We start from the raw sequence: 24,603 nt of genomic DNA, 5'->3' as shown, positions 1-24,603 counted from the left end.
GCCGCCTGTTGTGTTTGTTTTTTAAATTAATAAATAAACATTGATAATTATAGTATATGTCTGGATTATTTGATTGGAATTTCAACATTAGCAGTCATTCCAGATTTCAATGTACCATCACTATCAGTGATAGAAACTTTAATTTTAGTAGCTATATGCTTGCTATCAGAAGTTGACTGCTTGTCCTTAGGCGTATATTCATGTTTTAATGCTATATAGTTAACTGTTCCTGTTTGATTTCCTATTGCAGTTGTTACGTTTAGAGATTGATTATAAGAAATTTTATCTAGATATTGATCAGGTATATAGCATAGTACATATAAATCGTTCGAAATTGCTATATCAGCCACATCACTTCCTATATTTACAACATCTCCAAGCTCATAGTTTTTGCTTATTATTATTCCATCATTTAAAGCAACAAGATTACAGTTGTTTAAGTTGTTTTGAGCTTGATTTAATTGAGCAAGAACTTGATCCAAGTCACCTTGAGCAGCAGCAATAGCTTGTTTAGTAGAACCATTTTTTAATAAGGTCAATTGAGAATTTGCAGCATCATAATTTGCTTTTGCAGTATCGATTGCTTGAGAGGTAGCACCTTCTTGTAATAAACTTAGCTGCTCATTAGCGCTTTCAAATTTAAGTTTAGCTGATGAAAGCTGTGTAGAAGCAGTATCTAATTTATACTTTGCATCATCTAAGGTGCTTTTTGCTACTGCTCCACTTTGATATAACTGAGTTGTATTGTTATACTGAGTGTTTATGTAATCATAAGAAGTTTGAGCTGAATTAACAGCATCTTGAGCAATTGATACCTCATTTTTTGCTTGTTCAATTTGTTGATTTCTATTACCAGAAGTTAAAAGCTCTACTTGCGCTTTAGCAGCACGAACTTGTGCTTCAGCTTGATCAATCTGCTCTTGACGAGTTCCGATTTGAAGTTCTTCAAGTTTTGCTTTTTTCATATTCACAAGAGCCTGCATTTGATCAACATTGAATTTTTGATTAGTATTATCTATAACTGCTATGATATCACCTTTTTTTACAGTCTCACCTTGATTTTTTTTCATTTCTATAATTTTTCCTGAAACAGTACTTGTAGCAGGAGAAATGTTATTTTGAATATCGCCTTTTAATGTTAATATATTTGAATTAGAAGAACATCCAGTAGTAATAGCAAGGAAAAAAATAATTGATCCAAACATAAATAATTTTCTCATAAAATCACCCTTTGCAATTTATTTTTGTAATTTTACAGAAGTAGGTTAATTTGTAGTTGTGCTAGTTTTTGAAATTCCATTCATAATATAATGAACTAGATAATCTATATCCTCTTCACAATTGGGTAATTCAGGCAAAGCAATATAATGTAAGAATAGATACCCAAAAACAGAAGTAGCTATTAGATTTGCAATAGAATTGCTTGGAATATCAATAAGTTTACCTTGAGCTTTAAACTTATCAATAATAATCTTAATTCTTTTAACAGATGGCAGAATTACTGTATTTAATATCTTTTGTCTTAGTTCTGGATGAAAGGGAACTTCTTGAATAACAACTTTTATAATAGGTGCTGTTTCACAAATAAATTTCTGCCTATTTAAAATAAGTTTCTTTAAAAAGATTTCAAAATCAGCAGGATCATCATCTAAAATCTCTTTAAAATCATTAAGGAAGACTTCAAACAATGAATTATTTGATAATGCATAAGGAATAGCAAATAAAAGGTCTTTTTTAGTTTTGTAATAACGGAAAATAGTGCCTTCTGCAACTTTTGCATTTTTAGCAATTTCGCTAGTAGAAGTTGCTTCATAACCTTTTTCTGAAAATAGTTCTATAGCTGAAACAAGAATGTTAAGTTGTCTTTCAGTCATAGAATTTTCAGGATTGCATAGATTTATAAGTTCTTTTAAGGATTTTTTTTCTGTCAATTTAATCACCTCATATTTTACGGTATTTTTTAAGAGCAACTATATTTGCAAATATAAATAATACGCAAATAAAAATTAGAATTATTACATCAAACACTATATCATTCCAACCTTTGCCTCTAATCATAACATTTCTAAGAGCATCAGCAGAATACCACAGAGGCATAAATCGTCCAAAAGATTGAAGCCAAGGTGCCATTGTGCTCAAATCAAAAAGACCTGAGAAAAAAACTTGTGGTACTACAATTATTGGAATAAATTGAATCATTTGCAGTTCATTATTAGCAAAGGCAGATATAAAGGTTCCTATAGAAAGAGCCACTAGTGCGGTTAATATTGTAATTAGAATTACAAGTGTGAAGGAACCAATCATCATAATATTAAGAATATTAATTGAAAACCATGCGATAAGTGTAGATTGAATTATAGTAAAAACACCAAAGCCAAGTATGTATCCTATAACTATTTCCCATCTTCGTAAAGGAGTAGCAAGTATTCTTTCAAGGGTTCCGGATTTTCTTTCACCAAGAAAGGCAACCCCAGCTACTAGAAAAACAAAAAAGAATACAAAAAAGCCAATAAGTATAGGGCCAAAGTTATCAAAGGAAGACATATTTTCATAACCATACAAATACGTTATATCAGGTTTTGCAGAAGAACCTGTTGTAGAAAGTGCATTTTGAGTAAGTTTAAGAACAGCCTGACTTTTACTTGGGTCACTACCTTCCAAGGTTATTTTTGGAATTCCATTTTCAAAATTAATTAAAGCATCAATTTCTGAAGCTTCGAGAACAGCATGAGCAGAGCTTTCATCATATCTTATAACATTTGCGTCATTATCCTCTAACTTATTTACAAATTTAAGAGGAGCATTAATTATTCCGATTTTTGGATGATAATCAGACCCATCAAAAATAAATGACATTAATGTTAGTACTAATATTGGTGCAAGAATCATTAAAGCTATAGTACGTTTATCATGGGCTAGCTGAAGCAAAATTCTAATCATAATTGCTTTTATTCTCAATTTGAAGCACCTCCATAATATAAGAATGCATCTTCAATTGTACTTGAATTGGAAGCTTGTTTTATTTCATTAGGTGAACCTACAGCAATTAATTTACCATCACGAATCATTCCTAGATTGTCACACTTTTCAACTTCGTCCATTACATGTGTAGTAATTATTATGGTTGTCCCATTTTCTTTTAATTTGTATAATTCGGCCCAAATAGATTTACGAAGAACTGGATCGATTCCAACTGTAGGTTCATCTAATATTAGAACAGGTGGTTCGTGTACAAGGGCGATTGCAAGGGATAATCGCCTTTTCATGCCTCCTGAATAATTTTTAACTTGTTTTTTTAGATGTTCAGATAAATTTACAAGCTCCATTACTTCTGCAATTCTTTGCTTTTGTTTTGACTTACCGATTTTATACATGGAAGAAAAGAACTTTATATTTTCTTCGGCAGTAAGTTCGTCATATAAAGCATCAGATTGAGCCATGTAACCAATCTTATTCATAACTGAAAGCTGAGGCATTTTTGTATCTAATAAAAACACAGAGCCATTTGTTGCATTGTCTATTCCAGCTATCATTTTTACAAGAGTTGATTTTCCTGAACCTGAAGGACCTAGCAAGCCTAAGATTTGAGAATATGGTATATCTATACTAATATCAAATAGAACTTGTTTCTTTCCAAAAGATTTATTAACATGTTCAATTTTAATGCATATAGGAGAAGACATAGTTGAAATTTTTGATTCTTCCATAGGAAAACTCCTCTCTAATGAAATTAAGTGAGTAATCACTCATTTATCTATTGTAAACATTATACTAAAATTTAAATAAGGATTCAAGATATATATTACACTTATCGATGCGTAATGATCATTGAACATTAATAACAGATAGTTGAGTATTAATAAATAATAAAAGGCAGCATAATTACTTAAGCTACCTTTTTACAATTTATTAATTTATAATTTCTATTTGTTTATATCTGAGCAACTAGGAATGTTAAATAATCCTTGTGCAGATTTAACACCACGTATAATAGCTTTTTCCATAACAGTTGCAGCCAACATTCCTACAGTTGTAACATCTGCAATAACTTTATTTGTAGACATTGTGAAGATTGTATCTCCATCAAACATTGTATGAGCTGGTCGCATAGTTCTTCCATAGCCATTGTGAGCCATAGAAGCTACTTTGTTTGCTTCAGCTTTTGTAAAATCTGCATTAGTTACTATAATGCCTATTGTTGTATTTCCTTTAAAAGGATTTTTAGGATTTTCGAGATTTTCTATTATTAATCTTTCAGTATTTAGAAATTCATTATTTTCATGATCATATGCGCCAGCAATTATATTTAAGTTTGAAGGATCAATTACATCACCAAGACAATTTACAGCAACGATGGCACCAACTTCAAGGTTACCAACTTTTATTGCATAGGTGCCTAGTCCACCCTTCATGGAATAGTCTGTACCAAGAAATTTACCAATTGTAGCACCATATCCAGCACCAATATTTCCATTTATATTATCCTTATAATTTTCTGAGTTTAAGCATGCTTTGAAGCCCATTTCTTTATCTGGTCTTACTTTAGGATCACCAAAACTTAAATCAAATAATACCGCTTGACATACAATTGGAACTTTGGCAACTGTTACATCAAATCCGATATCATTACCTTCTAAATATTGCATTACTCCACCTGAGGCATCTAGTCCAAAAGCACTTCCGCCAGATAAGACTACGGCATGGATTTTATCGACCATTTCCATTGGATTTAATAAATCAGTTTCTCGAGTACCAGGGGCTCCTCCACGAACGTCAACACCTCCTGTTGCTCCTTGTTCACATATAACTACTGAGCAGCCAGTTCCGCCTTCTTTATTTTCAGCATGACCAAGTTTTATTCCATCTATATCACAAAATTTAATTTCTTTCATAAGTATAAAACTCCTTTAATTATCAAAATATAAACTATAGCAACATATATTTAATTACAAATTTTCAATACGCAAGGATCAATGAAGGTTGAGTTCCTTTGAAACTCTTTCAATTTTGGACAATTTTTTTGCAACATATAAATATAAAAATATATAAATAAATGACCAAGGATAATAAAATGCTTTATAATCACTGGCCATTATCATAATAATAAATTTTATTACATTATTTTTTTATTTTTAAAACCGTAAGTATAATAGGAATACATAATAACATACTTACTATAGCTTCTGGTATTCCGTTTGGAATTCCAATTGTAAATAAAATCACATAACCTATTGTACTAGGATCAACTCCAATAACATTCGCAAATCTCTCAGCATATATAATGTAAGTGAAGCCTAAAACACCAATCGTATTAACTAAAGTTGCACATAAAGATGCTATTCCAATACTAATACCAGGTTTATTAAATTTATTTTTAAAGAAAACGTAAATATAATATGCTGAAATTCCAATTAAAATTCTTGGTACTATTGCAATTATGGGATTTAAAAACATAAATCCTGTTGGTAGCATTGTAGTGAGTTCTTGATACATTGAAAATAATCCGAAAACTAATCCAACAAAGGCACCTACAATTGGGCCTTCAACAATTGCACCAATTATCACTGGAATGTGCATAATTGTAGCTTTTACAGGTGGGATAGGAATAAAACCTAAGCCTGTTACTCCTAAGAAAATAGAAATTGCAGATAACATACCAATCATAGTTATCTGTCTAACCGATAGTTTGGGTTTTACATTAATTCTTTCCATAAAAAATACCTCCGTTCTTATTCCGTTCTGTGGATATAATTCGGAAAAATCAAATACGAATTTCCGTTCAGTTTCAAATAGAATACCGACAAATAGTATTTTACCACTTTTAAAAAAAAGTTCAATAAAAGTTTTCTTTTATAGAGCTAAAATTATTAAAATATCCATGGATAATATTATTAATAGTGTTAATAATATCAATTACATAGATAATATCTGGATAAAAATATAAAAAAGATTTCTAAAAAGTAAAATTAATAGCAAAAGTACTTGTAAATTATAAATGTTCATTATAAACTCATTAAAGAAAGATAAATATACATAAATAGTATATACTATTGTAATACTATTTATATAATAAGGAGAACTAAAATAATGAGTACAATTGCAGGGGAAGGCTGTCCAAGAATTATCCCAGAAGGAGAAAAAAAGCCATTAAAAGATATTGAAAGAAGTATCCTTAAAACTTATAGAAAACACATATGGGCAAAATTTATTCGAGCAGTTAAAGATTATAAATTAATTGAAGAAGGAGATAAAATTGCTATAGGTATATCTGGTGGTAAAGATAGTATGTTAATGGCAAAATTATTTCAGGAACTACAGAGGCATGGTCAGGTGAATTTTGAAATTGTCTTTTTGGCTATGGATCCAGGATATCATCCTGATATAAAGAAATTATTAATAGAAAATTGTGAACACTTAAATATTCCTATACATATATATGAGTCAGGTATTTTTGATGTGGTTGATAAAATGGCGAAGGATTATCCATGCTATTTATGCGCAAGAATGAGACGAGGATCACTTTATGCAAAGGCACAAGAATTTGGATGTAATAAACTTGCTTTAGGTCACCATTATAATGATGTGATTGAAACAACAATGTTAAATATACTTTATTCAGGAAATTTTAAAACAATGCTACCAAAATTGAAAGCAAAGAATTTTGAAAATTTAGAATTAATTAGACCTATGTATTATATAGAGGAAGATTACATAAAGAAATTTATAAACAATAGTGGTATATGGCCATTGAATTGTGCGTGTATGGTTGCAGCTGAAAGAATAGGTAATAAAAGATATGAGATAAAAGATTTGATTAAAGAACTGAAGAAAAATTTTGATGGAGTAGAAAAATCAATATTTAGGGCCGCAGAAAATGTTAGTATGGATTCAATTTTAGGATGGCAAAAGGGTGAAAATAAATACTCTTATTTAGACTTTTATGATGAAGAATAAATTAAATGTATACCAGTGTATTTATTAATATGGGAAAATATGTTATGATATTTTTAACAATTATGTAAAAAGGATGAAGGAAAAATGACAAGAGATTCTATAGCCAGTATGGATTCTAATATACTATTAAGTATAATAAATATGAAGTTACGAGATCAATATTCTTCTTTGAATTTACTTTGCGATGATTTAGACATTATTGAGGAAGATATAAAAAGAAAATTAGGAAATATTGGATACTTTTATGTTGAAGGCGAAAATCAGTTTAAATAGTTTGGATTTTTAGTACATATTTAGGAGGAGCATGCTATATGAATTTAAAAAAGACAGGAAAATTAATAACTGTTGTGGCAGCAACAGCAGCATTTATTGCATCAATGGTAAATGATAAAAAAGACAAAAACACAAAGGAAAAATAATAGTTTAAATTAATGATAGTGTGAAGGATTGTATTGATATGATTATGACAGAACTTGAGTTAAATTATAGTAATATTATTAATCTTGATAGCGATTCGGGGATAAATATCATTTGGGATCCATCAGAAGCTAAGTTAATAGTTGATGAGAAAATAGTTGATATTATATATGAATTTGATATTGAGAATTATGAATTAGAGCAGCTATTAAAGTATATTAATGAAGATGATAAAGAAAATGTTTTAAATTTCTTTACTCAAGATCTAGAGAAAACTTATGAAAACAGAGAACAAATTCAACAAGTACACAAATATAAAAGTTGTGAAGGAAATGTTGAATTTATTATTATCGGTAGAATAATTAAAAATAACTTCAAATATTATTTGATAGGGACAATCTATTATTCAAAGGATAAAAACAATTGGTTTAATGACGTAAATTCATTTATGGAATGTTGGAAGGAATCTGTTTTAAATAATAGAATAAGTTCAATTATTCAAGCTGATAGAATAACGGGCTTACCTAACAGATATTTATTTAAAGATATTGTGTCAGGTATATTGGAAAAGAGTATTGAAAATAATACAAGAACAGCAATGATAGTTGTCAATTTAGATAACTTTAAATATGTAAATGATTCTTTTGGACATGATTTTGGGGATTTGCTTTTAAAAGAAGTTAGTTATAATTTATTGGCAGCAATTGATGGAGAAATATTGATGTCAAGATATAGTGGAGATACATTTTTAATTTTTAAATCAAATATAGTAGACATTCAAGAAGTATTAGAGCTATGTGATGTTATAGCCAAATCCTTGGAAAATCCTAATGTTGTGCAAGAAAAGAAGATTTATTTAACTGCAAGTATTGGAGTCTCTCTATCACCAGATCATGGTATAGATTATAATACATTGCTTAAAAATGCTGATGCAGCGATGTATGAAGCTAAAAAGAATGGAAAAAATGAATGCAATTTTTTTGATCATAATATTTCAATTGAATTAAATAGAATATATAGCTTACAAAAGGGTTTGAGAACCGCATTACAAAATAATGAGTTTTATGTTATGTTCCAACCTAAGGTGGCCTTGGACGATTCTAAAGTAAATGGCTTCGAGGCATTAGCAAGATGGGAGAGTGCAGAATTTGGATTGGTAAGTCCAGTAGAATTTATTCCTATTGCAGAAAATTCAAAAATGATAATTCCTATTGGAAGTTTTGTTTTGGAGGAAGTCTTTAAAAAAATCAAATATCTTTTGAATGAAGGTAATGATAATTTCAAAATTGCAGTTAATTTATCAGAAATGCAGCTTAGAGAAGATGTAGTTGTGTCAGAGTTTAAAAATTTAATTAAGAAATATAGAATTAACCCAAAATACATTGAAGTAGAAATTACAGAAAGTGTACTTATGAAATCTTTTAATAAAAATGTAGAAATCTTGGAAGAGATTAGAAAGCTAGGCGTAAGTATAGCACTAGATGATTTTGGAACTGGATATTCTTCTTTGAATTACTTAACTAAGTTACCGATAGATGTGCTGAAAATTGATAGAAGTTTTGTAATTGATCTTATGGATAATCCTAAAAGTAAATGTATAGTTGAAAATATAATTAACTTGTCACATCAATTAGGTATAGAAGTTGTGGCAGAAGGTGTTGAAGATAAAGGACAGGTTGAATATTTAAGAGCAATATTATGTGATGTTGTTCAAGGATATTATTTTAGTAAACCCAGAATGTTTAATCAGATAATAAATATAATTGGGAAAGAAATTTCATAAATGTATTGACAAAATTATAATATGAATATATTATATAAGAAAGTATTAAATCCGAAGAAAAGGGATAGTAATCATAAAGCAATGTTAAAGAGAGCTGAAGATGGTGAGATTTCAGTACGGTAGTTTGTGATGAATGGGCCTTTGAGGAGCGAGATGAAATCAATTTGAGAGTAGTTAAGTCGTGTGTCGCACGTTATAGCGAATAGGATATGTTTGTATCTGAATTGAGAGGCATTTTTATGCAATCTAGGTGGCAACGCGGATAATCTCCGTCCTATTAATTATAGGACGGAGTTTTTTTATATTCATTTATATGTGGGGTGTGATTAGTATGTTGTGAAAGGAAATAATTTTAATAGAATAATTATATAGATGAAATTCTGAAATAAGCAAAATATAATGAAAAGGGGATTTTTAAAATGAATACAAGAAAAATGGTTACAAATGCAATTTTAATAGCAGTAGGTGCAATCTTACATCAACTTACTCCTTTATTAGGAGTACCAATGCAACCTGATTTATCTTTAGCTATGTTATTTATTATAATAGTATATAATAAGGATTATAAAACTACTTTAGTATGTGGTATTATAGTTGGGGTATTTGCTGCATTAACTACTAAAACGCCAGGTGGACAGTTACCAAATATATTAGATAAATTAATAACTTCTAATATTGTGTACCTAATGTTAATTCCATTAAGAGAAAGATTTAATAAGTTAACTCAAATAAGCATATTATTACCGGTTGGTACTTTGATTAGTGGTACAGTATTTTTATCATTATTAATGGTTCTTGGAGGATTACCAATGAGCCAGTTTGGAACTTTATTTATAACTGTTGTTGTTACTACAGCAGTATTGAATGTAATAATTGGTGTTGTATTGTTTAAGATTGTTGATAGAACTGTTGGAGTTACTGGAGCTTATGCTATTAAATAGAAAAGAATATAGAATAAATATTTATGTGATTTAGATGAAAAGGTGAATTGGGTAATAATAACTCGATTCACCTTTTTAATTTTAAGTGCAAGTTAAAATAGATTATAGTAATAAGTTACTTTTTCATGATATGATACACTTCTGGTGTGTTTTCATCAATTTTCTTAAATTCATAACCATTATCTTTATAGTATTTAATTATAGTTGGCAATGCTTTTACAGAATTTTTACTCATATAGGCACAATGCATTAATAATACTACAGTGTCTTTATCACTTTTAGAATTTTTAATAAACAAATTAGGATTAGCACTTGGATGTGCTCCATCACCACTATCAGTATTCCAATCATATATCTTTAAATTATTTTTATGTAATAAATCAACCATAGATTGTGAAATTTTATAACAATTGTTGTTACAACCAAAAGGAAATCTCACTATTTGAGGTTTTAATCCAACTATAGAATTTATTACATCTTGAGTATCAAGCATTTCCTTTAGAAATAAATCATTTGATCTATAAAGGTGGTTACGGTTATGGCTCATACTGTGAAGCCCTAGCGCATGGCCTTCAGAATAAATTCTTTTGATTAAATCTTCTTGACCTTTAATTTGTTCTCCTATTAGAAAGAAGGTTGCAGGTACAGACTCTTCTTTTAATATATCTAAAGTGTCTTTTGTTACTTTTCCAGCAGGGCCATCATCAAAAGTTAAATAAATTACTTTTTTCTCAGTAGCATAAACCTTTGAAACAGTTATGTTTTGATAACTGATTATAAATATTAGAATTAGAGTAAATGAAATAAATTTTTTTAGATAATTTGATAAATTCATGTGATCATCACTTTCCTATAAATGTTTTTTCTATTAGTAGTGTTCCCGAAAATTAAATTAATATTATACTGATAGAATATACTTTAGTGCTATGTAAAAATATGGTATACTATGTTTGGTTATGCATAGTTGATAGTTATTAAGAAAAGGGATGGGAATATAATGAGAACGATAAACAATAAGTATCTAATTGAAGATGAATTGCCTTCAGAGGAGAACTTTTCTAATTATATAGTAAGTCATTTAGAGAAGAATGAAAACTATGTTTTATGTGTTTTGAAAAATGACTTTACATATGAAAAGACAAGAGACTATTTATTAAGTAAATTTGAAACTATAAAAAAATTGAATTTTGAAAATGTTACCAATGTTATTAAAGTTGAAATAATTTATGGTATGAATGGTATAAAATTAGATAAACCTCAATATGGATATTTAATGGAGAATATACGAACAAAAATAGATACACAAAATTATATTAGAAAATGTAATACTAGAGAAAAGTTAAATATATTCATGGAAATATGTTCGGCTATTAATACGTTGAATATGAAAGGTTATATATTTGATGATATTACATTAAAAGATATAAAATTAATCCCTATTCCAAATAATAACGTTAAAATTAAGATTAAAAATTTATTGCAAAATGAATTGAAAAAATTTAATTTAATTAATTATTTTCCCTATAAATATAATGTTGATAAAAATAATAAGAAAAGTTTAGAGAAAAATAATACTATACAAGTTATAAATTTGTTCAATGCTATATTTTCAGAAGAGGATTTTGAAAACGAATTGAGGGAGTTAAGATATATACAAACCCTTAATAATCAAATAAATATAGCCTTTGATATAAAATATATAATGAATGATATTAACAATAAAATGAAGACAAATTACAGCTTCTTTGTAAAAGATGCTTTAAATACTATTAATACTAATTTAGATTTAATAGGAATGGAAGAAGAAATCAAGATTATAGAAAAAAATCTACAAAGAGTATTAATGAGAAAAGAAAATAATAAAATTATATCTTTTAATGGTGAAGATGGAAGTGGAAAAAGTAGATTTTTAAGGGAAATTAAGTATAGGATTGAAAACAAATATTTTATTGATGCAGTATATATTGAAAATATAAATAATTCAAGTATAAGTAAAGAAGAATTATATAATAATCTGTTAAATAATTTATTAAGTAAAAGTGATACTAATTTAAAGGATAAATATGAAGTTTACATTAAAAAATTTATATCAATTTTATCAGAAACAGAAACAACAAATAAAGAAAATAGGCAGACGTTGCAATTAATAAATAGAATTGGAAGATTTATTTATGAATATACAATGACAAAGCCTCTTATAGTATTGATAGATGATTTAGATCAAAAAGATGATGTTTTTAAATTACTTATTAGGTATATTACTTTATTAGAAAATAATTTGCAAAATGTTATTATACTTTTTTCTATGAATGAGAGTAGAAGTGATAAAAAGTTTTTAGATTATATTAAAGAATTAAGAGAATTGGGAGAATATGAAGAATATAAAATAAACTATTTTAATCAATATGACACAACTAAAATGATTAAAGGAATGTTGAATACTAATCAGGAATTTAGTAAATTGGAGACAAAGGTATACTCAGAAACACTTGGTAATCCACAATACATTAGTGGAGTAATAAAAGAACTTTATGATAATCATAATTTGTATTTTGATGAAACACTTGGGAGATGGGAAATTAATGTAAGTGTTAATGATATACTAATACCAAAGTATTTAGAACAAAAACTAGAAGAGAATATTTCAATACTGAATGAAGCGGAAATTGATATTTTGAAGAAATTATCAATATTTGAAAATCCTTTATCTGAAAAGATAATACTTGAAAATATAATTACAGAGCAAAATCAAATAAATATATATAGATTTCTAAAATTTAAAAGATTTTTTATAGATAAGATAAGCGATCAAGGGATACTTGTGGGGTTTTCAAATAATTTGTTAAGGAATATATTATATTTAAAATTAGAAGAAGATCAGAAAGTAGAAATGCATAAAAATGCATCTGTATTTCTTGAAAAGATTTTATTCAATACAGATTATTATATTGAAGAACTTTTAATACACTTAGAAAGAAGTAATAATTTTGAAAAAGCATACTTTTATGCAGTAAAATATGCTAAAGCATTAGAGGTATCAGGAGATCATTTGAAGGCTATTTCATACTATAAAAAAATTTTAAAATATCCTAATTCTATCAATAATACTAAGATAGCAATAAATATTGCAATGATTTATGAAAAAAATTCAGACCATATAAAAAGTTTCGAGTATTTAGATAAAGCAAATCAGTTTGCAATAGAAAATGATGAAATGGAAGATCAAATCTATACATTACTTGAAATGATAATCATAAAAATAAATAATATTACTGATATGGATACAAGTATAGATTATTCTTTAAAATGTATAAGAAGGTTACTTAATTTAAAGTTCTATGCAAAAGGAGAAGTATATTACTATTTTGCACTTGCTTTAAAATATAGGTTGGAAAATAACACTCTAAAAGTAGTAAGTAATGTAGAAAAAGCCTTATTTATATGTAAGGAAAACAAAATAAAAGAAGATGTATATGGATGGATCACACTTACTCTTGTGACAGTTAAAATTAGAGAAGGAGATTTTGCTAAGGCAAAAGAAATTTGTATACAAGCAAATGAAATATTTATTTATAATAGTAATATTAATGGTCAATTGTATAGTAAATTGTATTATGCCACTATTTGCAAGGAAGAAGGATATCCTAATGAAGAGGTTTTTAAGCAATACTTGGAGATATCAAAATTAAGTAATAAATTTAAAAGTTATAAGAAGGAAATATTAAGTTTAATTTATATTTCTGAAATATATGCGGAAGAAAAGAAATATGAGCAGGCAGAGGAATATTTATTAAAAGCATTAAGGAGAGAAAGAGAAGAGGAAATTTATTCATATTCGTTTAGCATTTGTAATAGGCTTTGCTTAGTATATATAAAATCAGGAAAAATAAATTTAGCTGTAAAATACTATAGGCTAACAAGGCAAATGCAGAAGGGATTGAAACTTTTAGGAGAAGATATTATAAGAGCTAATTATACTTATGCATTGTATAATTCTATGATTTGTAATTATGATGCTTCATATAAATATTTAAAAGAAATATATAAACAAATATATAATCTTAAAAATCAGCAGAATAAAGTTATGATCTGTGAATGCTATGAAATTATGTTGTACAAGTGCAAAAATGAAAGAAGTATCAAATTTTTGTATGAGAAATTAAATGATAAAATTAATAATTTAGGGAATTCGGAATTAGAAATTGAAATAAGGGTAAGAACAATAAAACGAATTTTTTCCTTAGGATATATAGAGTTTGCCAAAAAGTTATTTTTTGAAATAGATAATTACCCTAAAGATTATAATATAGAAGGGCTATATATATTTTTAGAACTTAATTTTAAAAATAAGAATTTTTATAATTATTTGATAAATAAAGGTCTAAGGATATGTTCATATATTAACAATGAAGAAATAAAAGCAGATTTATTTTCTGTAATTGGAGAAAAATATAATGAACTTAATTGTTATCTATTAGCAATGAATTACTATTATGAAGCTATAACAGGATATATTAACTCAATTAATTCTTTACCTAAAAGTGATAAATTATCATATATAAATAAAAGTAATTTTCTAAAGACTCGTCGCTTATTTTTAGAATGCCTGAATATGAATTTGGGTTTGAAAAATAAGTTTAAGGAGTTTAAGGAAGTTAACAAAGGCAAAGCAGCAGTTGAAATATTAAATGAATTAGAAATAAGTAATATATTAAGTAATGAAGCAGTATTTAAGTTAGCTGAAGAACTATATGAAAAAAGTTATTATAATGATCTAAATGACGTATTTAAAGTATTTCAGCAATTTTCAAGTGATACTATTAGTAATATAAAAAATGTACTTAAATATATGGCAAGAGTAACATTAGCTGATAAGGCAATGATTGTGACAGAAAATAATGAAAATATGAATAATGTTATTTGCACATATAGAGTTAATGAGGAAGATGAGATAAATAGATATATTTCTGTAAATATTGATTCAGAAGATGATATTTTTATAATTTCTAATAATGATATTAGGCTTTATCAATTTGACAATGAAATTTTGAAGAGTAGAATAAAAGCTTTTCTTTATATGAAAATTAGAAATACTGAGAAGCATATTAATAGTAATTCAGAAATTAATGCAAGGTTAATTTTGACTACTAATAATGCAATTAATAATATTAACCCTAGATCTGTAGAAATTATTCAAGAACTAAAACCATTTTTGATTTATTTATTAGAAAAACATAATCTTACTATAACTTCAACTTTAGATAAGCTCACAGGCACATATAACAGAAAGTACTTTGAGGAAGCATTGATTTTTTTATTAGAAGATGCTAGAAGTGAGAAAAGTGAACTAGCTGTTATTATGTTTGATATTGATGATTTTAAGGGAATAAATGATAAGTATGGTCATCAAACAGGTGATGAGGTATTAATTAAATTAATAAAAGAAGTTAAAAAGTGCATGGATAAAAAAGATGTAATTGGAAGATATGGAGGGGAAGAATTTATATTATTATTACCGAATGTTAATAAAGAAAAAGCTATTAGCATTGCAGAAAAAATTAGAAATACTGTGGAAGTTGCAAAGATTTTAGGAGATAAAAGAAATGTCACAATAAGTATTGGAATAGCAATGAGCGCAAATGAAGATATAAATTGCGAAGAGATTATAGAAAGAGCTGATCAAGCATTATATCAAGCAAAACACGAAGGGAAAAATAGAGTTATTCTTTGGAAAAAAAATTATGGAGTAAAGAATAATATTAATAATGAATTAACAGGTGTTATGTCAGGTAATGCAGCAAAAGATTACCATTTAGCAGTGATTCTTAAGGATATAGCAAACATAGTTAAAGCTAAAGAAGATAAAGAAGTTAAAATAAATAAATTTATTTCAAAAGTTATGGAAATTATTGAATGTGATTCAGCTACAGTATTTTGTATCAACCATAATAAAATAACAAATATGTATAGTAAATCAAGAAATGATGAAAATGTTGATGCAGACGAAAAATTTAATTTTAAACTCATATACAAAGTTATTGAGGATGGAAATGGAGTATTCTTAATAGACTGGGTTAATATGGATAATTATACTTACCATGGTATTCCAGATTGGAAATCTGTCTGTGTAGTTCCAGTTATATGTAACGGAGAAATTCTTTCAGTAATATATCTTTCGGTATCTGTAAACAAAAAAGAATTTAGTTGTAGTGATTATAATTTGTTAACTTTCCTATCTGAAGTTGGTGTTTCAATTTTTTAAGTGAAGAATAAAGATATGTAATGATAATCACACATAAATAGCTAAAAACATATTATAGAATATAGAAGGAATAGTTTGAGGAGCTTTTTATGGAGGATATAGTTTCTAATGATAGCGAGATTGTAGTAGTAGCAACTTTGGATTATGAAGAACAGAATTATTTGGAAGGTGTAAAAATCAATTTATACAGGATTAATGGTTTGTCTCCAATTTTAATTAAATCCATGGTAACAGATAAAAATGGCCAAGTTGTTTTTTCAGAAGTTGAAGATGGGTGCTATAGGGTGATAGAGATTATAGACAAAAATCATTACGAGAAACCTAAGTATATAAATTGGAATGAAATAATAATTGATAGTACTAATAAAAGTCAAAAAATAATGATAGTTAATAAAATTAAGAGTAATTCCGCAAAGTAAAGATTATATATAAGTTCAAGCATTAATTGATAATTGTTGACTGATACTGAACATTGATAATTGGCAAATGAAAATTGAACATATATATTTATTAAAAGTAGTAGATTTTTATATTTAATTTAAGCTATAATCATAAATATTATCAGTTTAAACAATAATTAAAATAGAATGGAAGACAGTTTATATGAAAATTAGAATTAAATATTTTAAAGGTGCAACTAAATTAATAAAAATACAAAAAGGTAATTGGATAGATGTTTATGCCAATAAGGATGTATTTGTTAGGGTTGGAGAAAGAGCTATGATTCCGCTTGGCTTTGCATTAGAATTACCAAAGGGATGGGAAGCACACATTGCTCCTAGAAGTTCGACGTTTAAAACTTGGGGAATTATTCAAACAAATTCTGTAGGTGTAGTAGATGATACATATATAGGAGATAATGATGAATGGCATATGCCTATATATTGTCTACAAGGTAAAGCTTCAGAAAAATGTTTGGATGAATCTTCAAGCGAAGTAGAGTGTGATGGAACTTGGATAAAAAAAGGAGATAAGATAGGACAATTTAGAATAGTGGAAGTGATGCCAGAAATAGAATTTGAAGAAGTAGATGCCTTTGGAAATTCTGATCGTGGTGGCTTTGGTACTACAGGAGTAAAATAGCATATTAAAATTTTTGAGCTTTTTGGAGTTTAAAAATAAACATTTGATGGAAGGTGGCTAGACTTTAACATCTCCAAATAAAATTTGGAGAAAGTGAAAAGCTTCCTTCCATCTGTGTTTTCTTGTAATAATATTTTTAAAATATGTGTATATACTTTGAATAATATTTTGCTTAGTTATAATTTTAGAGAAACGTTAAATCTGCATGGATTATAATATCCATCTGTGATGTTCCAATCTTTAAAATCTTTTTTATTATAAAGTAGATGCTCCTCTCTATGAGAAGTTACAGGCAAATCGCCAATAAATACAGCTTCTTTTGCAATTCTTTTTAATTCATTAATTGCCTGCATTGCATATTCTTGATTTGGAAAATAGTGAAATGCACCAAAGCAGAATACTTTATCAAAAGTTTTGTCCTTGAAAATCAAGTCATTTGCTTCTCCATGTAAAACAGAATTATTTAGAAATTGGATATGTTTTTTTACAAGGGAAGTAGAATAATCTACACCAACATATTCACCACAATTTATATATTGGGCTAGTCCACCAGCACCACAAGCTACTTCTAGTACCCTGTCAGTTTCTTTTATATCCAATTCTTTAACAATTTGAGCAGCAATTTCTTTTACATTAGCTGTAGTATCTTCATAACCATCTAATTCTTCTAAACAACTAGTATTGCTGTTACCTTTTCTTTCCCAAACTTCTTTCCAGTAAGTCATATCTTCCATAATTTTTCCCTCCTAAATTTAAAAAATAATTTATAAGTATTGAAAACTCAGTAATAATTTTGAAATTTAAGTTCAATTATTGAACGATGTTATGATATCATTGTTCAACGTTCATGACAATAAGTTCATACTATAAATAATTAATTTTATAATTTATCTCTATCATTGAAAAGAGTTTAATAATTTACATACATTTTTGAAAAATAAAACGTAATTTTTGTTGAAAAATATTATATATAAATATAATTTGAAATTAATTTCAAATATATTTTGGATTTTTTAATTGTAAAAAAAATCGGGCTAAAAAATACTGAATAGTAAAAAAAATGTTGAAAATTAACAAATTGAAGATTAGAATATAATATGTAAGTTGACAAATATATATAAAAGAGAGAGAAAAATGGTAAAATATATTTCGCCAAAAAGCAATAAGAGTATGTTAGCTAATAGAAAAAAATAACAATTAATAAAAATGGAATATATACTAAGAAAAATTGATAGAAGAGTATATTTATAACCAAGTTAGGAGGGGGCAAATTGACATTGGTTATTATAAATATGATTACAGAGGTATTACAAGCAATTATATTGTCTTATGCAGTATTCCATTGTATGGAGAAATCAAAAAATTATATAAAAATAATTTTTTTGGTGATATTGTATTTTATTATAGGACAAGTCATTAATAAATTCGTTGTCTTAGATTCAGCATTAAATATACTTATAATTCACACGCTAACATTACTTACGACTATTGGGGTTTATAAAAATAATATAAAAAAGGCTGTGGCAGCACATAGCATGATCTATATTATATTTGGAATATATACTATTATATTTAGCAATTTGATTTTTGAAGATATGATAGGGAGTTTACCTATAAAATATATTTATTATGAGAAGATACTAGTTCAGATTATTCCACTAATATTAATGATATTTGGAATAAAGAAGTATAAAGATAACTTAAAACAAATTCATAACTATATTTTGCATGAAAAATTCTCCAATATATTTTTAATAATAAGTTATTTTATGGATTGTATATTAATGTCTTATGTATTATCAATGAATGTCGAGAACTTGTTTTTACAAAACATTGTATACATATTATTTTCAATATTTTGTATGGTCATTATAGCTTATTTTGGAAGAATTAAAAAAAAGTCAGAGCAAATATATCAGTTAAATGAACATTTAGAAATTAAAAATAATGAACTTAGGAAAATTAAGCATGATTATGGTGCACAAATCTCATACTTATATGGACTTTGTCTTATGAAGCGTTTTGATGATTTGAAAAAATCTTTAAAAGATATTATAAGTAATAATGATGCTACACCTACGGCTGTAACTGTGACTAATAATGAAAAGTCTTTGTTAGCAGCTGCGTTAAGACCTGCTATAGATAAAGGAATACATGTAATAATAGAAGATAAGTGTGATTTTTCATTAATAAATATGAATGAGTTAGATCTTTTTAGGGTTGTATCTAATATAGTGAACAATGCAGTTAAAGCTTTGAATGGGAAAGGGCTTATAATTGCAAAAAGCTATGAATATTTAGGAAATGTGATAATAAAAATTGAAAACAATGGACCTAAAATACCAGAGCATCATTTGAGAAATATTTTTAATATTGGTTTTACAACCAAAGAAAATAGTGATAAAAACCATGGATATGGGTTAAGTATAGCAAGCGATTTAGTTAAAAAGAATAATGGAAAAATAAAAGTTAGAAGTAATGAAACGGTTACTGAGTTTAAAATAATTTTGCCAATTCAATAAAGATATCCAAATCGAAAATTAGACTTATGTGGTAACTTACCGAAATCCAATGCATTTGCCTTCTGCAGGACTAGTGAAATTTTCGCTGGAAGGTTCTAAATGGGAGCTTATCACCATTTTAGCGTGTTCCAGATGTAAAATCTGGACATGCTAAAATGGAACAAGCCATAGAGGAAACTCGACTCACGTTCGCTCGCTGAGTAAGCGATTCACACCAAATCAGTTTTTTAAAGGAGGTTAACTCATGAATGAGTTAACTAAGTTCAAGAAACCAAATCATAGATTTGGACTTTCACTTATCTGCTTAACAACCATCATCATCTCAATTTCACATGCCTGCTTCCAGAAAAATGTATCTAATTTCTAGTGTAGTATTACGATTATAATTTCTCAATAATACATATATATTACATTTATAAGTTGAATTATTAATTTGGATATCTATAATTAAAAGCCATAGTAGGGTAGTAATATATGTATATTACTACCCTATTGTTGTATTAAAAATTATAAAATCCTAAAAACATCTTAAAAAACCATAAAAAGTATTTTAAAAATTCAGAATAATGGTGTAAACTATTAAGTAGGTAAATTACTTAAGATATTATAAAGGGGTGCTATGGCATGTATAAAATAGTTAATAAGAGAGAGCTTACAAACAACATATTCTTAATGGATATTGAAGCTCCAAGAGTTGCGAAATCTGCAAAACCAGGACAATTTATAATTATTAAAAATGATGAAAAAGGTGAAAGAATTCCTTTGACAATTGCAGATTATGATGAAAAAAAAGGAACAATAAGTATAGTTTTTCAAACAGTAGGTAAAGGAACTAAACAGTTAGCTACTTTTAATGAAGGTGATTTTGTAGCTGATTTTGTTGGACCATTAGGACAACCAAGTGAATTTATTCATGAAAATTTAGAAGAATTAAAGAAAAAGAAACTTATCTTTATTGCAGGTGGAGTTGGTGCAGCACCAGTATATCCACAAGTTAAATGGATGCATGAGCATGGAGTGAATGTAGACGTTATATTAGGAAGTAGAAATAAAGATTTATTAATTTATGAAGAAGAATTAAAAAAAGTTTCTGGAAACCTATATGTAACAACTGATGATGGTTCATATGGATTTAAAGGAACAGGTTCAGATATGTTAAAAGATTTAGTTAATAATCAAGGAAAGAAATATGATCATGCTGTTATTATTGGACCAATGATAATGATGAAATTTACATCTATGTTAACAAAGGAATTAAATATTCCAACAACAGTAAGTTTAAATCCAATAATGGTTGATGGTACAGGTATGTGTGGTGCTTGCAGAGTAACTGTTGGAGGAGAAGTTAAATTTGCATGTGTTGATGGTCCAGAATTTGATGGTCATTTAGTAAATTATGATGAATCAATGAGAAGACAAGCTATGTACAAAACTGAAGAAGGAAAAGCTCAATTAGAAGTTGAAGAAGGAAATACTCATAGCCATGGGGGCTGTGGTTGCAGAGGTGATAAATAATGGATATGAAAGAAAGAATGATTAGAATACCAGTAAGAGAACAAGATCCAAAGGTTAGAGCTACAAACTTTGAAGAAGTGTGCCTTGGATATAATGAAGAAGAAGCAACAAAAGAAGCTGCAAGATGCTTAAATTGTAAAATTCCTAAATGTGTTGAAGGATGTCCAGTTTCAATTAATATTCCTGGTTTCATCTCACATATTAAAGATGGAAAATTTGAAGATGCAGCAATTGAAATTTCAAAATATAGCTCACTTCCAGCTGTATGTGGAAGAGTATGTCCACAAGAAAAACAATGTGAAGGAAAATGCGTTGTAGGAATTAAAGGGGATTCTGTTTCTATAGGTAAACTTGAAAGATTTACAGCAGATTGGGCAGCAGAGCATGATGTTGATTTAAGTCAAACAGAGCCTAAGAATGGAATTAAAGTTGCAGTTGTTGGAAGTGGTCCAGCAGGTTTAACTTGTGCTGGAGATTTAGCTAAAAAGGGATATGAGGTTACAATCTTTGAAGCTTTACATAAAGCTGGAGGAGTATTGGAATATGGTATTCCAGAATTCAGACTTCCAAAAGAAAAAGTAGTTAAGCATGAAGTCGAAAATATTAAAAAACTTGGTGTTAAAATAGAAACTAATGTTATTATAGGAAGAACAATAACAATAGATGAATTATTTGAACAAGAAGGCTTTAAAGCTGTATTTATAGGTTCAGGAGCTGGACTTCCTAAGTTTATGGGAATACCAGGGGAAAATGCAAATGGTGTTTCTTCAGCAAATGAATTCTTAACAAGAGTAAACTTAATGAAAGCTGCTGTTGAAGGTTATGATACACCAGTTAGAGCTGGAAATAAAGTAGCAGTAGTTGGGGGCGGAAATGTTGCTATGGATGCTGCAAGAACTGCATTAAGACTTGGAGCAGAAAGCCATATCGTTTATAGAAGAGGAGAATCTGAGCTTCCAGCAAGAGTTGAAGAAGTACATCATGCTAAGGAAGAAGGAGTAATCTTTGATGTATTAACTAATCCAAATGAAATCTTAGTTGATGAAAAGGGCTGGGTTAAAGGTATGAGATGTGTAAAAATGGAACTTGGAGAACCAGATGCATCTGGAAGAAGAAGTCCAGTTGAAATCCCAGGTTCAGAATTTGTAATGGACGTAGATACAGTAATAATGTCTCTTGGAACATCTCCAAATCCATTAATTTCTTCAACAACTAAAGGCTTAGAAATTAATAAGAGAAGATGTATAGTAGCTGAAGAAGAAACTGGTCTTACTACTAAAGAAGCAGTTTATGCTGGTGGAGATGCAGTAACAGGAGCAGCAACAGTTATCTTAGCTATGGGAGCAGGAAAGAAAGCTGCAAAAGCTATAGATGAATATTTACAAGCAAAATAGAAGCTTAATTATAAAATATAAATTACTAATTGTGGGTTATAATATTTAATTAAGAAAATTATTGGTTTATAAAAATTTAAAGGATATTTATTCTAGTAAGAGTTTAAATAAGTATAAGAAAGTCGCTTATTTCAAACCACTTGAATAAATATCCTTTTTTAATACTTTGGATGAAAATGAATAATTTTGAATGAAATTGAATGATTTTTTTGACAAAATTCAAATTATAATATAAAATACCTATTAGAAATTATTTAAGGTGAAATTTTATTATTTTATAACCTTTAGAGTTAAAGTTAGCGAAATATGTTTGAAGTAAGATTTGCAGAAATAAATGTAGTAAGGGATGATGAAAAATGAACAAAGCATTTGATTTAATTAAAAGATTAATTTTGTTTTTTGTAGGTATGAGTATTATTCAATTTGGAGTGGCATTATTTTTAAAGACAAGCATAGGTTCAGACACTTTTACTGTTTTTACTCAAGGCTTAGCAGCAACTTTAGATAAGACAAGTTTAAAAGATTTTTTCTTAGTTAAATGGATAGCAGGCTCAGCTCAAGTAACTCCAGGAGTTGCTAATATGATTCTTTTGATAACATTATTTGTTATAATACTTGTAGTTGACAGAAAGAAAATAAATATTGGAACTTTAATTTGTGTTGTTGGAGTAGGACCAATAATAGATCTTGGAGTAAGATTAGTTTCATATTTTCCTGTTGAATCTTATAATTATGTTTTAAAAGCAGTATTAATTTTAGTTGGATGCTTTATAATTGCTATTGGTTTTTCAATACAATCAGCAGCTAATTTAGGCGTTGCTCCTAATGATATAATTCCATTTATTATTCAAGATAAGACAAAAATACAATATCGTTGGATTAGAATTGGACTTGATGCAGGATATTTAATAATAGGATTTATTTTAGGCGGAACAATTGGGCTAGGAACAATCTTAGCGCTTTTATCAACAGGACCATTCATTCAAGTTTGTCTTCCTTATGGAGAAAAGTTTGTAAAGTTATTGGTAAGTGAAAATAATAATGAAGAAAATGATGGGGCTACTGTTATTGCATAATTTAGTTAATAAAATTTAATTTTTACTCGATTTTTTTATAAGCTGCTTAGAGATGATTATTTATCTTTAAGTAGCTATTTTATTTTAAGTTTATGCATTAAATTTTCGTTATATGGAGGATGCACATGTTGAAAAAGAGAGGAAAAAATGCAATAATGTAAAAGTAATTATTTGCATATTAATATGATGGCTTCCATTATTGCGACTAATTTCACAACAAAGGGGGAATTTTGATTATGCAAAATACCAAAGGGGAAGTGGTATTCTATGGAGTGGACGATATAAATAGCAAATTAGAAAATATTCTAAAAGATTTAAATTTAAAAGAGCAATCTTTTGAAACAAAATTAATTCTATCTGAAGCTATTAATAATGCATTTATTCATGGAAATAAAGGTGATAAGGAGAAGTCTATTTATGTCCAGTGGAATCTAAGTAAAGAGATATTAACGTTAACGGTAACAGATTGCGGAGAAGGAATTGCTGGGGAAGACATTTTCAGAGAAGTTGATGAGGATAATCTTTTAGAAGAAAGTGGACGAGGTTTATATATTATAAGATCTTATACTGATGAAGTAATAATAGAAGGAAATTCTATAATTATGAAAAAAACATTTAATAGGATAAAGAGGGATAATAAAGTTTAAAAACTACAG

At 27.8% G+C, this 24,603-nt stretch carries 20 protein-coding genes and 1 other annotated feature; of the genes, 12 read left to right on the top strand and 8 right to left on the bottom strand.

Features of this window, described 5'->3' with window-relative positions:
• Positions 1-65: 65 nt before the first annotated feature.
• From CSPA_RS24735 to CSPA_RS24710, 6 genes are all read right to left on the bottom strand, one after another.
• A complete protein-coding gene (locus tag CSPA_RS24735; protein ID WP_015395147.1) occupies positions 66-1,220 on the bottom strand; it encodes an HlyD family secretion protein in 1,155 nt (384 codons plus the stop codon).
• A 45-nt stretch (positions 1,221-1,265) separates the two neighbouring features.
• Positions 1,266-1,940: a TetR/AcrR family transcriptional regulator gene (locus CSPA_RS24730; RefSeq protein ID WP_236907762.1), complete on the bottom strand. Its 675-nt coding sequence runs from the start codon at positions 1,938-1,940 to the stop codon at positions 1,266-1,268.
• Position 1,941: 1 nt separating this feature from the next.
• On the bottom strand, positions 1,942-2,958 hold the full coding sequence (locus CSPA_RS24725) for an ABC transporter permease (protein ID WP_015395145.1): 1,017 nt from the start codon (positions 2,956-2,958) through the stop codon (positions 1,942-1,944).
• Positions 2,955-3,707 carry an ABC transporter ATP-binding protein gene (locus CSPA_RS24720; RefSeq protein ID WP_015395144.1) on the bottom strand — a complete coding sequence of 251 codons (753 nt, stop codon included), beginning with the start codon at positions 3,705-3,707 and terminating at the stop codon, positions 2,955-2,957. Before CSPA_RS24720 ends, CSPA_RS24725 begins: the two co-directional genes overlap by 4 nt.
• A 216-nt stretch (positions 3,708-3,923) precedes the next feature.
• A complete protein-coding gene (locus CSPA_RS24715) occupies positions 3,924-4,892 on the bottom strand; it encodes a P1 family peptidase (RefSeq protein ID WP_015395143.1) in 969 nt (322 codons plus the stop codon).
• Between the two features lie 226 nt (positions 4,893-5,118).
• Positions 5,119-5,712, bottom strand: a complete 594-nt coding sequence (locus CSPA_RS24710) for an ECF transporter S component (protein WP_015395142.1) — start codon at positions 5,710-5,712, stop codon at positions 5,119-5,121.
• A 375-nt stretch (positions 5,713-6,087) separates the two neighbouring features.
• Between CSPA_RS24710 and CSPA_RS24705 the strand changes: the two genes are divergently transcribed.
• From CSPA_RS24705 to CSPA_RS24690, 4 genes are all read left to right on the top strand, one after another.
• Positions 6,088-6,954 (top strand): tRNA 2-thiocytidine(32) synthetase TtcA, encoded by an 867-nt coding sequence (locus CSPA_RS24705; protein ID WP_015395141.1) that lies wholly within the window; start codon positions 6,088-6,090, stop codon positions 6,952-6,954.
• Positions 6,955-7,038: 84 nt separating this feature from the next.
• Positions 7,039-7,227, top strand: a complete 189-nt coding sequence (locus CSPA_RS24700; RefSeq protein WP_015395140.1) for a DUF4250 domain-containing protein — start codon at positions 7,039-7,041, stop codon at positions 7,225-7,227.
• Between the two features lie 166 nt (positions 7,228-7,393).
• A complete protein-coding gene (locus CSPA_RS24695; RefSeq protein ID WP_238917968.1) occupies positions 7,394-9,154 on the top strand; it encodes a putative bifunctional diguanylate cyclase/phosphodiesterase in 1,761 nt (586 codons plus the stop codon).
• A 45-nt stretch (positions 9,155-9,199) separates the two neighbouring features.
• Positions 9,200-9,434, top strand: a binding site (T-box leader).
• A 139-nt stretch (positions 9,435-9,573) separates the two neighbouring features.
• Positions 9,574-10,095 carry a tryptophan transporter gene (locus CSPA_RS24690; RefSeq protein ID WP_015395137.1) on the top strand — a complete coding sequence of 174 codons (522 nt, stop codon included), beginning with the start codon at positions 9,574-9,576 and terminating at the stop codon, positions 10,093-10,095.
• Positions 10,096-10,210: 115 nt separating this feature from the next.
• On the opposite strand, the gene CSPA_RS24685 is transcribed toward CSPA_RS24690, so the two are convergent.
• Positions 10,211-10,930, bottom strand: coding sequence for a polysaccharide deacetylase family protein (locus tag CSPA_RS24685; RefSeq protein ID WP_015395136.1), 720 nt, complete (start codon positions 10,928-10,930; stop codon positions 10,211-10,213).
• A gap of 162 nt (positions 10,931-11,092) precedes the next feature.
• Here CSPA_RS24685 and CSPA_RS24680 point away from each other — a divergent pair, with 162 nt between their 5' ends.
• From CSPA_RS24680 to CSPA_RS24670, 3 genes are all read left to right on the top strand, one after another.
• Positions 11,093-16,357, top strand: coding sequence for a diguanylate cyclase (locus tag CSPA_RS24680; RefSeq protein ID WP_015395135.1), 5,265 nt, complete (start codon positions 11,093-11,095; stop codon positions 16,355-16,357).
• A gap of 89 nt (positions 16,358-16,446) precedes the next feature.
• The gene (locus tag CSPA_RS24675) at positions 16,447-16,776 is read left to right on the top strand and encodes a prealbumin-like fold domain-containing protein (protein WP_015395134.1); all 330 of its coding nucleotides are present in this window, start codon (positions 16,447-16,449) and stop codon (positions 16,774-16,776) included.
• A 184-nt stretch (positions 16,777-16,960) separates the two neighbouring features.
• The gene (locus CSPA_RS24670) at positions 16,961-17,440 is read left to right on the top strand and encodes a dUTP diphosphatase (RefSeq protein WP_015395133.1); all 480 of its coding nucleotides are present in this window, start codon (positions 16,961-16,963) and stop codon (positions 17,438-17,440) included.
• A gap of 176 nt (positions 17,441-17,616) precedes the next feature.
• Here the strand turns inward: CSPA_RS24670 and CSPA_RS24665 are convergent, their stop codons facing one another.
• On the bottom strand, positions 17,617-18,174 hold the full coding sequence (locus CSPA_RS24665) for a class I SAM-dependent methyltransferase (RefSeq protein ID WP_015395132.1): 558 nt from the start codon (positions 18,172-18,174) through the stop codon (positions 17,617-17,619).
• Between the two features lie 537 nt (positions 18,175-18,711).
• Here CSPA_RS24665 and CSPA_RS24660 point away from each other — a divergent pair.
• The 5 genes from CSPA_RS24660 to CSPA_RS24640 all read left to right on the top strand — a co-directional run bounded on the left by CSPA_RS24660 (position 18,712) and on the right by CSPA_RS24640 (position 24,594).
• Positions 18,712-19,962 carry a sensor histidine kinase gene (locus CSPA_RS24660; protein ID WP_015395131.1) on the top strand — a complete coding sequence of 417 codons (1,251 nt, stop codon included), beginning with the start codon at positions 18,712-18,714 and terminating at the stop codon, positions 19,960-19,962.
• 624 nt (positions 19,963-20,586) lie between these two features.
• Positions 20,587-21,477, top strand: coding sequence for a sulfide/dihydroorotate dehydrogenase-like FAD/NAD-binding protein (locus CSPA_RS24655; protein WP_015395130.1), 891 nt, complete (start codon positions 20,587-20,589; stop codon positions 21,475-21,477).
• Complete coding sequence (gene gltA / locus CSPA_RS24650; RefSeq protein WP_015395129.1) at positions 21,477-22,871, top strand: NADPH-dependent glutamate synthase; 1,395 nt, start codon at positions 21,477-21,479, stop codon at positions 22,869-22,871. Before CSPA_RS24655 ends, gltA begins: the two co-directional genes overlap by 1 nt.
• Positions 22,872-23,227: 356 nt before the next feature.
• The gene (locus CSPA_RS24645) at positions 23,228-23,947 is read left to right on the top strand and encodes a YczE/YyaS/YitT family protein (protein ID WP_015395128.1); all 720 of its coding nucleotides are present in this window, start codon (positions 23,228-23,230) and stop codon (positions 23,945-23,947) included.
• Between the two features lie 236 nt (positions 23,948-24,183).
• Positions 24,184-24,594, top strand: coding sequence for an ATP-binding protein (locus CSPA_RS24640; RefSeq protein ID WP_015395127.1), 411 nt, complete (start codon positions 24,184-24,186; stop codon positions 24,592-24,594).
• Positions 24,595-24,603 lie beyond the last annotated feature (9 nt).

It is taken from the genome of Clostridium saccharoperbutylacetonicum N1-4(HMT) (assembly GCF_000340885.1).
Classification (GTDB): Bacteria; Bacillota; Clostridia; order Clostridiales; family Clostridiaceae; genus Clostridium; species Clostridium saccharoperbutylacetonicum.
This window is presented reverse-complemented; position numbering and strand designations above follow the sequence as displayed.

What these genes read in the sequence shown, in the direction of transcription:
- CSPA_RS24710 (WP_015395142.1), bottom strand. Translation starts at nt 5,712, where the DNA reads ATGGAAAGAATTAATGTAAAACCCAAACTATCGGTTAGACAGATAACT.
- CSPA_RS24655 (WP_015395130.1), top strand. Translation starts at nt 20,587, where the DNA reads ATGTATAAAATAGTTAATAAGAGAGAGCTTACAAACAACATATTCTTA.
- CSPA_RS24735 (WP_015395147.1), bottom strand. Translation starts at nt 1,220, where the DNA reads ATGAGAAAATTATTTATGTTTGGATCAATTATTTTTTTCCTTGCTATT.
- CSPA_RS24720 (WP_015395144.1), bottom strand. Translation starts at nt 3,707, where the DNA reads ATGGAAGAATCAAAAATTTCAACTATGTCTTCTCCTATATGCATTAAA.
- CSPA_RS24670 (WP_015395133.1), top strand. Translation starts at nt 16,961, where the DNA reads ATGAAAATTAGAATTAAATATTTTAAAGGTGCAACTAAATTAATAAAA.
- CSPA_RS24645 (WP_015395128.1), top strand. Translation starts at nt 23,228, where the DNA reads ATGAACAAAGCATTTGATTTAATTAAAAGATTAATTTTGTTTTTTGTA.
- CSPA_RS24700 (WP_015395140.1), top strand. Translation starts at nt 7,039, where the DNA reads ATGACAAGAGATTCTATAGCCAGTATGGATTCTAATATACTATTAAGT.
- CSPA_RS24680 (WP_015395135.1), top strand. Translation starts at nt 11,093, where the DNA reads ATGAGAACGATAAACAATAAGTATCTAATTGAAGATGAATTGCCTTCA.
- CSPA_RS24675 (WP_015395134.1), top strand. Translation starts at nt 16,447, where the DNA reads ATGGAGGATATAGTTTCTAATGATAGCGAGATTGTAGTAGTAGCAACT.
- CSPA_RS24640 (WP_015395127.1), top strand. Translation starts at nt 24,184, where the DNA reads ATGCAAAATACCAAAGGGGAAGTGGTATTCTATGGAGTGGACGATATA.
- CSPA_RS24685 (WP_015395136.1), bottom strand. Translation starts at nt 10,930, where the DNA reads ATGAATTTATCAAATTATCTAAAAAAATTTATTTCATTTACTCTAATT.
- CSPA_RS24705 (WP_015395141.1), top strand. Translation starts at nt 6,088, where the DNA reads ATGAGTACAATTGCAGGGGAAGGCTGTCCAAGAATTATCCCAGAAGGA.
- CSPA_RS24665 (WP_015395132.1), bottom strand. Translation starts at nt 18,174, where the DNA reads ATGGAAGATATGACTTACTGGAAAGAAGTTTGGGAAAGAAAAGGTAAC.
- gltA (WP_015395129.1), top strand. Translation starts at nt 21,477, where the DNA reads ATGGATATGAAAGAAAGAATGATTAGAATACCAGTAAGAGAACAAGAT.
- CSPA_RS24690 (WP_015395137.1), top strand. Translation starts at nt 9,574, where the DNA reads ATGAATACAAGAAAAATGGTTACAAATGCAATTTTAATAGCAGTAGGT.
- CSPA_RS24715 (WP_015395143.1), bottom strand. Translation starts at nt 4,892, where the DNA reads ATGAAAGAAATTAAATTTTGTGATATAGATGGAATAAAACTTGGTCAT.